Below are 13017 nucleotides of genomic sequence, written 5' to 3'. Positions count from 1 at the left end.
CGATATCATGTTTTGCATTTATAAATAAGGCTATATTAAAGTAGTTAAGTAAGTTTCTGAATAAGAAAGGTGAATCATATAATGAAAACGACATTCTATGATCTTTCTGCAAAAGACGCAGATGAAAATATTATAAATATGCGACAGTTCGAAGGAAAGGTCGTACTTATTGTTAACACCGCAAGTGAATGCGGCTTTAATAACCAGCTTGCAGAATTAGAGAAATTATACGAAAAGTATCATGAAATTGGCTTAGAAATTCTTGCCTTCCCGTCTAATAATTTTATGAATCAAGAACCGTGTTCTGCGACAGAAGCACGTGATGCTTACATGAACAATTTTGGTGCGACGTACACTGTCATGGAGAAGGTCGATGTTAAGGGTGAAAACATTCATCCATTATTCAAATTCCTAACTGAAGGAAAGTCCGGACTTATTACCAGTGCAGTTAAGTGGAACTTTACAAAATTCTTAGTCACTCGTGAAGGTGTTGTTGCGAAACGTTATGCGCCTCAAAAAGATCCTAAAGATATAGAAGAAGATATCAAACGTTATCTAGCTGGGTAAAAAATAAACCGACTGTAAAGTTTCTCCGTAGAGATTTCACAGTCGGTTTCCCCTTTTTTAAGCACGTACAAAAGTTGAAATTGCATGCTTATATATGATTTGAATTTTCCCATCAGAATCCAGTTCTATCACATATTTGTCGAAATCATTGATCTTACCTTGCAGTTGAAAACCGTTCATTAAGAAGACGGTTAACACCTGCCCCGATTCCTTATACTCCCCTAGAAACGAATCTTGTAAATTCATCTAATTCTCCCCTTTTGTTTGTAAGAATTGATATATATCATTATAGATAATATCCGTGTTTGTTTGTGCGATATCATACCAATGAATTTCAAGCTGGTTTCTAAAATAAGTTAATTGCCTTTTAGCGTACTGTCTAGAATGTGCTTGTACACGCTCCATGACTTCAGAAATACTCGCCTCCCCTTTAAAATATGGCAAGAATTCCTTATATCCTATTGCCTGACTCGCTGTCTTAGACATACCTTTGTCATACAATCCCCTAACCTCATTTTCAAGGCCAGCCAAAAACATTTTTTCTACACGTAAATTGATACGATCGTATATCACACTTCTCTGAGTTGTAAGTCCTATTATGAATGTATCATACTTCTCTTCTTGTGTATACGCTTTCTTTTCTGTAGTTGTTAGGTTTTCCTTTACCAAACGACGAATGATTCGCTGTCTGTTGTTGGGGTGAATATCAACATCTTGCACCATTTCACTGAGCATCTTGAATAAATTTTCAGTTGTAAATTGCTCATAGTATTGGGTGAATTTATCGATATCTTCTTTTTCTTCTTCGCTAAATTTATAGCCATCGATCAGGGCTTTAATGTAGTAACCCGTCCCACCAACAATGAAGGGTACTTTACCTCGACTCTCAATATCCTTCACTAAGTTTGCCACCATTGTTTGAAAGTCAGATACTGAAAAGGTTTCATCCGGGTCTTTAATATCGATTAGGTGATGTGGAATGCCATTCATTTCATCTATAGTAATTTTTCCTGTACCGATATCCATACCTCTATAAACCTGCATGGAGTCTCCGCTGATAATTTCTGCATTAAAATGTTCTGCGATTTTTATAGATAAATCAGTTTTACCGATTGCTGTTGGACCGACAAGGATTAATAATTTACTTTTTCCCATGTAAGTATACCCAGTTGACGATTTTAGAAAAAACCGCCCCTCTATTTTCTTCAAATAGCACCTCATGACGTGCATTCGGCTCCAGTATGACGTCAACGTGATCAGATAAGCGCTTTAACCGATAGCGTATAAGCTCGTAATCTCTCGCGAAATGAGAGAAGGGATCATCATTGCCGCCAATTAATAAGTATGGAATGTTTTTATATTGTCTGATGACCTTTGATGAATCCACTTGACGTATATTCGATAAAATCTCACTGAGCGCCTTCACACTCATCTTTTGACCAGCATGTGGATCTTCGTTATAGGAGATGACGTTGCTATCTTCTTTTGATAGCCATCGATTCTTATGATTCCCTTTGAAGTTAGAGTCGTAGCCAAAGAATGCTAATTTGTTGATGAGTGTCGATCTTGTTTTTGGAATTACTTTAGCGAGCACTTTTAAGAATTTTGTAGCCAGCGCATCTTTAAAAGATAACTTACTGCCTGTACCTACAATAATCGCACCGTCATATAAATCCTCAGTTAACAGTCTTCTTAATATGATTGAGCCCATGGAATGACCAAGTGCGAACCTGGGTAAATCTCTCGGCATAGAACGATAGACGACCTTAGCGTCGTCGATTAAATCTTCAAAAGAATCAAAGTGACCTAAATTAGATTTTTTCTCATCACTACCATGACCCCTATGGTTGTGAACAACACAATGAATATTATTTAAAGTTAAATAAGTTAAAAATTCCTTGTAGCGGTCCTTATGTTCAGCCATACCGTGTAAAATCTGAATACTCGCCTTCGGTTCAACTGGTACATAATGCGTCACGGCAATCGTCCTGCCTTTATTTTTCATTGTTTTGTTAATAATCTTCATACACTAACCCCCTCTTAGCGGTTCTTGTTCTGTACATGCGCTTCGTTTTGGTTTCGGAGCGGAGCTTACCTGATTCATCCGATTCGATTTTGATTCGGGGCGGAGCTATCCCGATTCATCAGCTTCGATTTTGATTCGAATCGGAGCTTGCACGATTCATCCGATTCGTTTTGGTTTCGACGCGGGGCTTGCCCGATTCATCCGCTTCGTTTCGGTTTCGAAGCCGGGCCAGTTCACCAAACACCATATTCCCACAATCTACCTTACTTCATCACCCGATTAAACAGTCTTTCGATCTCATAGGTGGTCATATGAATGATGACTGGGCGGCCGTGCGGACATGTGTAGGGTGATTGACACTTACCGAGTTCTTCTAACAGGGCTTCCATCTGTTTTTTATCGAGGTAGTGATTGGCTTTAATAGATTGTTTACAACTCATCATGATGGACATTTCTTCTCTATATTTGTTGATATCAAAGTGGTCAGTGTGGGATATAAAATCTATGAGGTCATTGATATCCGCTTCTGGATTATCTTTATTAATCCATGATGGATATGCTGATACTGTATATTGTTTCATGCCCGTCTTATCAATTTCAAAACCTAGATTTCTTAATTCAGTCAGTTTCTCATCTATGGTAATTACGTCGTCAAATGAAAATTCGAAGGTATATGGAATCAGTAATGGTACGCCGTCATTTTCTTTTACTACGTTTTCATAAATATATTCATATTTGATGCGTTCTTGAGCGGCGTGCTGATCCATTAAGTACATGCCGGTTTCATTTTGCATGATGATATAGGTTCCATGAAGTTGGCCGATAATTTCCAAATACGGTAGTTTTGCTTTTTCTAGCTTGTCTTCTGTATTGATATAAGTCGGTTGATCTTTTGGTTTAGTCTCGGTCGGACGCTCTTGCTTTGTTGAGGCCCGGTCACTCGTCTGTTCGATTTCTCTTTCCTTGAAGAAATTATTCTTCTTGGGTGGACTCTGATAAAGACTCGCTGCTTCTTTTATGGCTTTTAAACGGTCCGCACTAAAGTCTATCGATGACTGTTCTGGTTTTTGTTGTCTCTCTTCTTTCGACTTATGCTGAACTTCTGGAATTAACTGTGTCTCTGTTAATGCATCTTTGACAGCTTGTTCTGTTAAATCTAACAGTTCTCTTTCTTTTGATAATTTAACTTCAACCTTAGATGGGTGCACATTGACATCAAGTAATTTCGGATCCATCTTAATATCTAAAAAGACAAGCGGATACTTATCTTTCGCTTGAAGTGTATGATAAGCATTGATGATGCTCTGAGTGAGCTTGAAATTACGAATGTGACGGTTGTTGATTGCGAGATTGATGTAATTTCGATTAGACCGAGTTATTTCAGGTCTTACAGCGTAACCTGTAATTTCATAGTCAGGACTCACCTCGTGTACTTCTAAAGTATTGGATGATACTTGCATGCCGTACAAGATATGAATGACTTCTTTTAAGTTGCCATTACCTGTCGTTTTAAAGCGTTCCTTATCATCAAAGACTAAACGGAAACTTACACTTGGATTATTTAAAGCCATTCTTTGGACGATATCAATAATCTTACCGGCCTCAGTTCTAAGATTTTTTATATATTTTAACCGTGCAGGTGTATTGTAAAATAAATCCTCTATTTCAATTATCGTTCCCTGTCTTTCGTGCCAAACTGTATCTACTTCATACTTCCCGGCTGAATAGACAATTTTAAAAGGCGTTGAATTTTGACTCATACTCTCTAAAGAGACCTTGGCTACAGAACCAATACTACTCAGGGCCTCTCCTCGAAAGCCTAAGGAACGGATTTCGAATAGGTCATAGCTTGTATCAAGCTTACTCGTCGCGTGACGTTCAAAAAGTAAGTGTCTATCTTCATAGTCAATTCCAGATCCATTATCGATGACCTTAATAGAATCCATACCTGAGTTTTTAATCATCACTTCTATAACAGAGGCGCCAGCGTCGAGTGAGTTTTCAACGATCTCTTTAACGATTGATGATGGACGCTCGACCACTTCACCTGCTGCAATTTTGTTTTGTATATCAGCAGGAAGCACGTGTATTTTACCCATTTTATATGCCTCCTATTTCAATGATTTCTTCATTTCTGCTAAGGTATTTAATGCTTCGAGTGGTGTCATTTCATTTAAGTCGATACTTTCTAATTTTTCGATTAGATCACTGTTTATATTTCTCTCTTGTTCTTCTGAATCGTCTAATGGTAGTTCAAGTTGGAAAATTGTATTGTCAGGCACTTGTTTACCATTACTTTCAAAACCACTTAAGTAAGATTCTGCAAGCTCTGTCACCTTATTCGGTAGTTCAGCGAGTCTTGCGACGTGAATACCATAACTTTTCTCTACTGCACCAGGCTTCACCTTGTGTAAGAAGACCAGTTTACCATCATATTCAGTCGCTTTAACGTGTACATTTTGTAGCCCAGATAAGTCATTTTCTAAGGCTGTTAATTCGTGATAGTGCGTAGAGAATAAGGTCTTCGCTCCAATGTCATCGTGTATATACGATAGCATGGCTTGAGCGAGCGCCATACCATCATAAGTCGACGTCCCTCGGCCAATCTCATCAAAAATTAATAGAGAATCTTTAGTCGCATTTTGAAGGGCAGTATTTGCTTCCATCATTTCAATCATGAAAGTCGACTTTCCACTAGATAGGTCATCACTCGCACCAATTCTAGTATAGATTGCATCGAATATTGGAAGCACTGCTTTGTTTGCAGGTACTCTCATACCAATTTGAGCCATGATGATAATCAAAGCAACTTGTCTCATATAGGTCGATTTACCTGACATGTTCGGTCCGGTAATTAGATAGATAAAGTCATCATCTGTCATGTTTAAATCATTCGGTACATAAGTACTTTCGTTTAACATGCGTTCAACAATTGGATGGCGTGCTTCAACAAGTTCTAATGTACGATCACTAGAAAATTCAGGTGCAATAAGGTGATGCTCATTTGAAACATGAGCAAATGAAATCAATGTATCTAACATTGATAAGTGTGAAGCGGTATGTTGCAAGCGATCGATGTAGGTCATCATATGATTTCTAACTTCAGTAAACATCTTATACTCAAGCATGATGCTATCATCTTCTGCCGTCAGTATTTTACTCTCCATATCTTTAAGTTCTGGCGTAATAAACCGCTCTGCATTCGTTAATGTTTGTTTACGATTGTAAGAGAACTTATCCGCATCAAAGTTTACAGCTTGCCCTTTAGAAATTTCTAAGTAATAGCCAAAAACTTTATTAAAACCAATTTTTAGATTTTTTAAACCAGTACGTTCTTTTTCATCTTCTAAGTAATTATTCAACCAAGTTCTCGCATTATTTGAAATGTCTCTAAGTTCATCCAATTCATCAGAGACCCCATCTTTAAAGATATTACCCTCTCGAATCGTCTTAGGTGGTTGATCTGTAAATACAGTTAAATGCTCATAGACATCTTCTAAACTATCAAAATTTCTAAATAATTGATTGTCAGTTAATGAAAGATATTCTAGAAGTGCTTTTAATTCAGGTAAGCCTTCGAGCGAGTCTCTTAATTGGACGAAGTCCTTCACATCAATATTATTAAACGATAAACGCCCGACCAAACGTTCAATATCATAAACTTGATTCAATATTTTAGACAACTGTTCACGTTCAGAGAAATGGTCGATTAGAACGGTCACAATTTGTTGGCGGTTCTCAATCTCTTTTTTAGAAACGAGCGGACGTTCAATCATATTTTTTAGACGACGTTTCCCCATCGGTGTTTCGGTCTTATTTAAATACCAAAACAGTGACCCTTTTTGCTTTTTAGTCTGAATATTTTCAAGCAATTCCAAATTCGACACGGCTGCATAATTCAATCTCATATGAGCATTCAACTGGTGTTTAGTCACCGGTTTTAAATGCTCTAAATCTCTCATGTTTTGTGCACGAATATAGTTTAAGAGGAGCTGAATCGCCTCATGTTCAACGACATCATCTTCAAAGTCGTAATCCTTCTTATCAACCGCTTCAAAGACAGTATATAGCGGTGGATCACTATATATTTTACTTAGCAGGTACTCTGAACTTGAATCCACGACTAATTCACTTGCACCGATTGTCTCGATTTCACTCTTCAAATCGTCCTGGTTCGCGGTTGAGAAGGCATGGATTTCTCCCGTTGAAATATCACCGTAAGCGACCTCATATGTTTGATTCACTTCTCTGAGCGCTAAAATATAGTTACTCGCGCCGTCTTCCATTCCAAAATCATCGATTAAAGTGCCTGGCGTAATGACTCGGACGACTTCACGTTTCACCATGCCTTTAGTTTCACGCGGGTTTTCCATCTGCTCACAGATTGCGACTTTAAAACCATGGTCGATGAGTTTAGCAATGTAATTTCTTGCAGAATGATAAGGTACACCGCACATTGGCGTTGGATTGTCACTGTTTTTATCTCTTGAAGTCAGTGTGATTTCCAGCACTTTTGCTGCAGTCACTGCATCATCGTAAAACAGCTCATAAAAGTCACCTAACCTAAAGAATAATAGGCTATCGGGATGTTGGTCTTTTATCGAAAAATATTGTTTCATCATCGGCGTCAGTTCTGCCATCTATTCCACTTCCTAAGATAATCTTGTCGTATTATTATAACATGTGAAGCATTTAAAGTCGGTTTAAAACTCCACGCTTTTCGAGCGCTTTTAAGATAAAATAAGACACCGTTGCACCGATCGCACTCGACACTAAAAATGCAAGTGCAATAACGGCATATACATTAGTGTCGAGGTCTAATATCAACATCAAAGGATACAGACTTAGAGCCCCAATGATACCTGTTCCAAGCACTTCACCTAAGGCAGTCGGTGCCAATTTTTTAGTATATCGATATAATAGGTATGCCAATAAAGCACCGATCATAGATCCGGGATATGCAAATATTGTGCCTGTACCTAAGAGTACTCGAATTGTCGAGGACACGAAGGCTTGAACGATGACCCATGGACCTGTGAATACTGCCCCGAGTACGTTAATTAAATGTTGCATTGGTGCGGCTCTAATTACACCGAGTGGTATTGTTATAAATACACCTAAGACCACATTTAAAGCAACAAAAACAGAAGTTAAGGTTAAATTTCTCGTCAGTTTATTCATTTATAAATCCTCCTTTTTTTAAGAAAAAAGCCGTAATCAACATCAGTTGGTTATCGGCTTTAAAAATTGCTTATTTAAATTGATCTTTGTTTTGGTTCGGTCTGTTTCTAACAGCAGCTCCAGTTTCACCTTGGAGTACATCTCCACCCGTTCTTTCAATCACTTCTTGAGTAACAGTTGAGCTGATCGCGTGAGATACCATTTGTAATAGTTCATTGACACCCGCTTGGGATGCTTGGAATTGTTCGACTAATGGCATGTCGTTTAACTCTTCTTCAATTTTTGCGAGCTTTTCTTCAGTCATCTTATAAGCGCGTTCCTTACCGTAGTTTTGGAAGTTAACGGCTTGTTGCTGAAGGCTCTTTAAGCTTGCCATCTTTTCACGAATTTCCTGGTTTTCATGAATTTTAGCTTCTGCCTTTTGGAAAAACTCAACCTGCTCGGTTTCAGCCATCATCTTACCGAGCTTTTTTGCTTCTTCTATAATTTGTTCCTTAGTATACATGAAACGTTCCACCTTTAAGTTTATATATCACCATTATATATGAATCCTTACACGAATTAAATGTAAATCTCATGAACTTACTGATTCACCATATCGTAATATTTTCCTTTCTTTTCGAGCAAGGCTTTTTCAGTACCCGATTCAAGCATTTTACCGTGTTCAAGTACAAAGATTCGGTCGACCGCTTTTATAGTATTGAGTCTATGAGCAATAATAATACTCGTTCGCCCTTTCATCAGCCGCTCAAGTGATTCTTGGATTTTAAGCTCTGTAATCGTATCAATTGAAGATGTTGCCTCATCTAATAATAGGATTGCAGGATCGGTAATTAAAGCCCGCGCAATAGATATCAGCTGCTTTTGTCCTTCTGAAACAACACCATCATCCGAATCAAGTACAGTATCATATCCGTTATCAAGGGAGATAATAAAGTCGTGTGCATTGGCGGTCTTCGCAGCTTCTATGACTTCCTCATCTGTTGCATCTAAGCGTCCATAGCGAATATTTTCTCTGATTGTTGCCTCAAAAAGATAAGGATCTTGTAAGACAAATGCGGTACGTGAGCGTATGGCATGCCGTTTATAGTCTTTAACATTTCTACCGTCGATTAAAATTTCCCCGTTATCTGCCTCATAGAAACGGGCCAGTAACTGCATAATCGTCGTCTTCCCTGCTCCAGTGGCACCAATTAAAGCAACTGATTCACCAGCCTGAATTGAAAACGATAGATCCTTTATAGTTGGTGATTTTTGTTCTTTTAAATATGAGAATGTGACATTCTTAAATTCTATATTTCCATCAATTTGTAAATTTTCAATCGTTCCATTATCCTTTTCTTTTGGCGTATCTATAATCTGAAAGACCCTTTCAGCACCGGCAATGGCGGATAGTACCTGGTTGAGTTGGTTGGATAGGTCAGCGAGCGGTCTTGTAAACTGTCTTGCATATTCAGCGAAGACAACAATAGTACCAACAGTAACGATACCGTTTGTCGTCAGTGCAAGAATGCCTCCAGCACCTGCAACTATAGTAAAGGATAAGTTATTTAACATATTCATTATTTTCGGGATAAAGCCAGAGTACAAGTTTGCCCAGAAAGTAACTTCTCTTAAATTTCTCGCTTTTTCTTCAAAGTTATCAATCGCTCGTTTTTCTTGAGAGAATACTTTAACGATTTCTTGACCAGAGACAATTTCTTCTATATAGCCATTAAGTTCCCCCGTTCGTCTCTGTCTCATTTTAAAAATCGGACCTGTACGATTTGTAATATAGCGGACACCAATGATAAGTAAAGGAATAATTAATGCCGTTAGAAATGTCATAATTGGACTTAAGTACAACATTACCGAAAACGTGCCGAGCAAGGTCACAATACTTGTCGTAAATTGAATAAATGAAGAGTTCATTGTTTGAGACAAGGTTTCAATATCGTTTGTCATCCGACTCATCAATTCCCCGTGTTGACGATTATCGAAAAAAGTGACTGGTAATTCCTGCATATGATCAAATAAATGTTGTCTTAAGTTATAGATTGTTCTTTGTGATAAGCCGACCATTAGGTAAGCCTGAATAAATGTTGTTAATGACAGTAAGATATAGGAAGCTAAAAGTATAATTAATACTCTAAATAGCCCATCGAATTCTCTCGGTATAAAATAAAAGTCAACAATACGGCCAACTAAAAATGGACCAACGATGCTTAAAAGACTGGTCACAACGACGAGTAGTATGATGAGGTATAATAACTTTCTTTCACCTCTCATGAACTGCCAGATTCTCAGGAGCGTCTGCCCCATATTATCTGCCCTCGTACGCTTCTGTTTTGAACCAATATCTTCCTTCTTTAAGACATGTTCATGACCAAAAGGCTTGTTGAAAAAATTACTCATCGATGTGCCCCCCTTTCATCTGTGACTCGTTGATCTTTCCGTAGAGCGGTGACGATTTTAACAGTTCCTCGTGTGTACCTAACCCCGCAATTTCACCGTCATCTAAAAGTAAAATACGGTCAGCATTTTTGGCTGTAGAAATCTTTTGGGTGATGACGATTCGCGTCACATTTTCATCTTTTAAGGCATCCCACAAGTTGTTTTCTGTCTTAATATCAAGTGCTGATGTTGAGTCATCTAAAATTAAAATAGCCGGCTTTCTTACCAAGGCACGTGCAATAGAGAGTCTTTGTTTTTGCCCCCCTGATAAAGTGACACCCATCTGACCCACTGGCGTATCGTAGTTATCATCAAAGCTCATTATATTATCGTGAATTTGTGCTTTCTCTGAAGAAGTCATGACCTCTTCTTCTTCAGCCTTTATGTTACCCCAAAGGAGATTATCGTAGATGCTACCTGTAAATAACATAGATCTCTGCGGCACATAACCGATTGTTTGCCTTAAGTCCGCAGTTTCCCAGTCCCTGATTTCTTTATCATTGACATAGACTTTCCCGTCTGTCGGGTCATACATATTTGGAATCAAGCTAATCAAAGTGGACTTACCTGAACCTGTCCCGCCCATGATGACAAAGTTTTCGTTGTCGTATATTTCAAATGATATGTTCTTAAGTACATATCGCGAGGCGTTTGGATATTTGAATGATACATTTTCAAACTTAACGTAACCTTCTTCTTCACTCTCTTTATACGTCTGTTCTCCATCTATTGAAATTGGTGAATGAAGGACTTCACTTATTCTGTCACTTGACGCCTTAGCACGAGATGTCGCGATAATTAAAAAGGCAAACATTGAGAATCCACCCTGCATTCTTAAGGCGTAGTTAATGATGGCTACAATCTCACCGACAGCAACAGCGTTATCTTGTAGAATGTCAGATGCCACCCATAAGACCAGTAGTAAACTGCCGTTCATGATTAAAAGTAAGACCGGTAATATCGATTCCATCAATCGTAAAGCATAAGTCGTGTCTGTCTTTAACTTGGTTGCGACCTTGGCGAATTTATTTGCTTCGAATTTCCCTCTGTCGTTGGCCTTTATCAGCCTAACAGCTTCTAAATTTTGCTGAATAAAACGGTTAATTCTATCAAGCCAGTGCTGCACTCTTAAAAATACTTTTGCCCCTTTTCTCGCAGTAATGAATAAGAATACCGCAAGGACTGGCGTTAGAATTGATAGATAAAAACCAAGTGTCGGATTGACTACAAATGACATGATCAAGGAACCAATAACGAGCAGTGGTGCCCTAAGTAATATACGTAAACTCATGTACAAGAGCATTTCTGTTTGAAGGACATCTTGTGTGAGTCGTGTAATCAAGCTTGAAGTTGGAAATTTCGAGAATGTTGCTAAAGTAAAGTGCTGGACTCTAGTAAAAATTGCCATTCTTAAATCATAACCAAACATATTGGTTAAATGACTAGTGAAATATGTATTCAGAATCCCTGATATAAAGGCAATCAGCGATACTGCAAACATCACAATTAAATAAAATATGACGTTATCTAAATCATTGGCAAGTATCCCCTGGTCGATGACTTGCTGAATAAACAGTGGCTGAATTAATTCAACAATCAGTTCAATAAACATAAACACTAAAGCAACGATAATCAGCCATTTATATTTCGTTGCATAACGGTAGACAGTTAACATACACACGCACCCCTTGTTTCAATCCCACATACTTATTTCGAAAACCGAATTAATTATATTATGCCATAAAACAGACGAAATTTTCACTAAATTTGATTGGAATAAAGAAAAAGAGTTCAGCTTATATTTGAACTGAACCCTTCATAGTTATTCTTCTACTTTGAAATTTTTAATTGATTTTTGATCTGTGTCGATAATGACGCCACTGATGACACCTTTTCCTTCATCAGGTACCACATGTCTTTCAGGTAAATTTGTTATGAACCTTCTGATGACTTCATCTTTTCGAATACCAAGAATTCCATCCTTAAAGCCAGTCATACCAACGTCCGTTATGTAAACTGTCCCATTTTCTAATCGGGTCGCATCATTCGTTTGCACATGGGTATGCGTACCAACGACAGCATTCACCCGACCATCTAAATAATAACCCATGGCGATTGACTCCGACGTCGTTTCGCTGTGGAAGTCGACGAAAGCTTGATCGTATTCATGACTATCAAGAATTTTATCGATAACTTTAAAAGGATTTTCAATTGGCTCAAGGAAACTACGCGCCTGAAGATTAACGATCAACAGCTTCTTACCATTGATGTTGACCACTTTGGCCCCCTTACCCGGTGTACCTTCTGGGAAATTTGCCGGCCTTACCATTTTCACATCTGTATTGAGGAGATCGTATACCTCACGTTTAGCGAAAGCATGATTCCCTAGCGTGATAAAATCCGCACCCGCACTTAGTATTTCCTTATACGTTCGCTCGGTAATCCCCTTACCGTGTGCAGCATTCTCACCATTCACAATTGTGAAATGCGCGCCGTGTTCTTTTTTTAACCCAGGTAAATAATTTTTTAACATGCGGCGGCCAACTTTTCCGACCACATCTCCGATAAATAATATTCTCATATCAAAACCACCCTATCTACTGCTAGTATTATACATTATTTCTGATTTCTGTGTCGATGTTTGGGATAGAACAGTGCGATACAACTCTTGCGGGCCGCTGTCAGTTTCACAGCGAGCCGATAAATCCTTAGCGGACCGCTGTCAGTTTCACAGCGAGCCGATAAATCCCTAGCGGGCCTCTGTCAGTTTCACAGCGAGCCGATAAATCCTTAGCGGGCCGCTGTCAGTT

At 38.4% G+C, this 13017-nt stretch carries 11 protein-coding genes; 1 reads left to right on the top strand and 10 read right to left on the bottom strand.

Annotated elements, in window-relative coordinates:
- Positions 1-81 precede the first annotated feature (81 nt).
- Complete coding sequence (locus tag EYB29_RS02990) at positions 82-567, top strand: glutathione peroxidase (RefSeq protein ID WP_166626530.1); 486 nt, start codon at positions 82-84, stop codon at positions 565-567.
- Positions 568-624: 57 nt separating this feature from the next.
- Here the strand turns inward: EYB29_RS02990 and hfq are convergent, their stop codons facing one another.
- The 10 genes from hfq to EYB29_RS02940 form a co-directional block, all read right to left on the bottom strand.
- Entirely contained in the window at positions 625-813 is a 189-nt protein-coding gene (gene hfq, locus EYB29_RS02985) for an RNA chaperone Hfq (protein ID WP_026867637.1), read from the bottom strand.
- Complete coding sequence (miaA, locus tag EYB29_RS02980) at positions 814-1722, bottom strand: tRNA (adenosine(37)-N6)-dimethylallyltransferase MiaA (protein ID WP_166626529.1); 909 nt, start codon at positions 1720-1722, stop codon at positions 814-816. It lies immediately after the preceding gene.
- The gene (locus EYB29_RS02975; protein ID WP_166626528.1) at positions 1709-2593 is read right to left on the bottom strand and encodes an alpha/beta fold hydrolase; all 885 of its coding nucleotides are present in this window, start codon (positions 2591-2593) and stop codon (positions 1709-1711) included. Before EYB29_RS02975 ends, miaA begins: the two co-directional genes overlap by 14 nt.
- Positions 2594-2856: 263 nt before the next feature.
- Positions 2857-4692, bottom strand: coding sequence for a DNA mismatch repair endonuclease MutL (gene mutL, locus EYB29_RS02970; RefSeq protein WP_166626527.1), 1836 nt, complete (start codon positions 4690-4692; stop codon positions 2857-2859).
- 12 nt (positions 4693-4704) lie between these two features.
- Positions 4705-7233 carry a DNA mismatch repair protein MutS gene (gene mutS / locus EYB29_RS02965; protein WP_166626526.1) on the bottom strand — a complete coding sequence of 843 codons (2529 nt, stop codon included), beginning with the start codon at positions 7231-7233 and terminating at the stop codon, positions 4705-4707.
- Between the two features lie 52 nt (positions 7234-7285).
- The gene (thiW, locus tag EYB29_RS02960) at positions 7286-7774 is read right to left on the bottom strand and encodes an energy coupling factor transporter S component ThiW (protein ID WP_026867632.1); all 489 of its coding nucleotides are present in this window, start codon (positions 7772-7774) and stop codon (positions 7286-7288) included.
- A gap of 70 nt (positions 7775-7844) precedes the next feature.
- Positions 7845-8279: a YlbF/YmcA family competence regulator gene (locus EYB29_RS02955; RefSeq protein ID WP_026867631.1), complete on the bottom strand. Its 435-nt coding sequence runs from the start codon at positions 8277-8279 to the stop codon at positions 7845-7847.
- A gap of 77 nt (positions 8280-8356) precedes the next feature.
- Positions 8357-10168: an ABC transporter ATP-binding protein gene (locus tag EYB29_RS02950; protein WP_166626525.1), complete on the bottom strand. Its 1812-nt coding sequence runs from the start codon at positions 10166-10168 to the stop codon at positions 8357-8359.
- Complete coding sequence (locus EYB29_RS02945) at positions 10161-11882, bottom strand: ABC transporter ATP-binding protein (RefSeq protein ID WP_166626524.1); 1722 nt, start codon at positions 11880-11882, stop codon at positions 10161-10163. Before EYB29_RS02945 ends, EYB29_RS02950 begins: the two co-directional genes overlap by 8 nt.
- 147 nt (positions 11883-12029) lie before the next feature.
- Complete coding sequence (locus tag EYB29_RS02940) at positions 12030-12788, bottom strand: TIGR00282 family metallophosphoesterase (protein WP_026867628.1); 759 nt, start codon at positions 12786-12788, stop codon at positions 12030-12032.
- Between the last annotated feature and the right edge of the window lie 229 nt (positions 12789-13017).

The organism is Jeotgalicoccus sp. S0W5, assembly GCF_011634875.1.
In the GTDB taxonomy this organism is placed as follows: domain Bacteria; phylum Bacillota; class Bacilli; order Staphylococcales; family Salinicoccaceae; genus Jeotgalicoccus; species Jeotgalicoccus marinus.
The sequence above is the reverse complement of the archived record's forward strand: the minus strand, read 5'-3'. Positions and strand labels throughout refer to the sequence as shown.

Coding starts and splice junctions, on each gene's coding strand:
- EYB29_RS02990 (WP_166626530.1), top strand. CDS start 82: ATGAAAACGACATTCTATGATCTTTCTGCAAAAGACGCAGATGAAAAT.
- hfq (WP_026867637.1), bottom strand. CDS start 813: ATGAATTTACAAGATTCGTTTCTAGGGGAGTATAAGGAATCGGGGCAG.
- miaA (WP_166626529.1), bottom strand. CDS start 1,722: ATGGGAAAAAGTAAATTATTAATCCTTGTCGGTCCAACAGCAATCGGT.
- EYB29_RS02975 (WP_166626528.1), bottom strand. CDS start 2,593: ATGAAGATTATTAACAAAACAATGAAAAATAAAGGCAGGACGATTGCC.
- mutL (WP_166626527.1), bottom strand. CDS start 4,692: ATGGGTAAAATACACGTGCTTCCTGCTGATATACAAAACAAAATTGCA.
- mutS (WP_166626526.1), bottom strand. CDS start 7,233: ATGGCAGAACTGACGCCGATGATGAAACAATATTTTTCGATAAAAGAC.
- thiW (WP_026867632.1), bottom strand. CDS start 7,774: ATGAATAAACTGACGAGAAATTTAACCTTAACTTCTGTTTTTGTTGCT.
- EYB29_RS02955 (WP_026867631.1), bottom strand. CDS start 8,279: ATGTATACTAAGGAACAAATTATAGAAGAAGCAAAAAAGCTCGGTAAG.
- EYB29_RS02950 (WP_166626525.1), bottom strand. CDS start 10,168: ATGAGTAATTTTTTCAACAAGCCTTTTGGTCATGAACATGTCTTAAAG.
- EYB29_RS02945 (WP_166626524.1), bottom strand. CDS start 11,882: ATGTTAACTGTCTACCGTTATGCAACGAAATATAAATGGCTGATTATC.
- EYB29_RS02940 (WP_026867628.1), bottom strand. CDS start 12,788: ATGAGAATATTATTTATCGGAGATGTGGTCGGAAAAGTTGGCCGCCGC.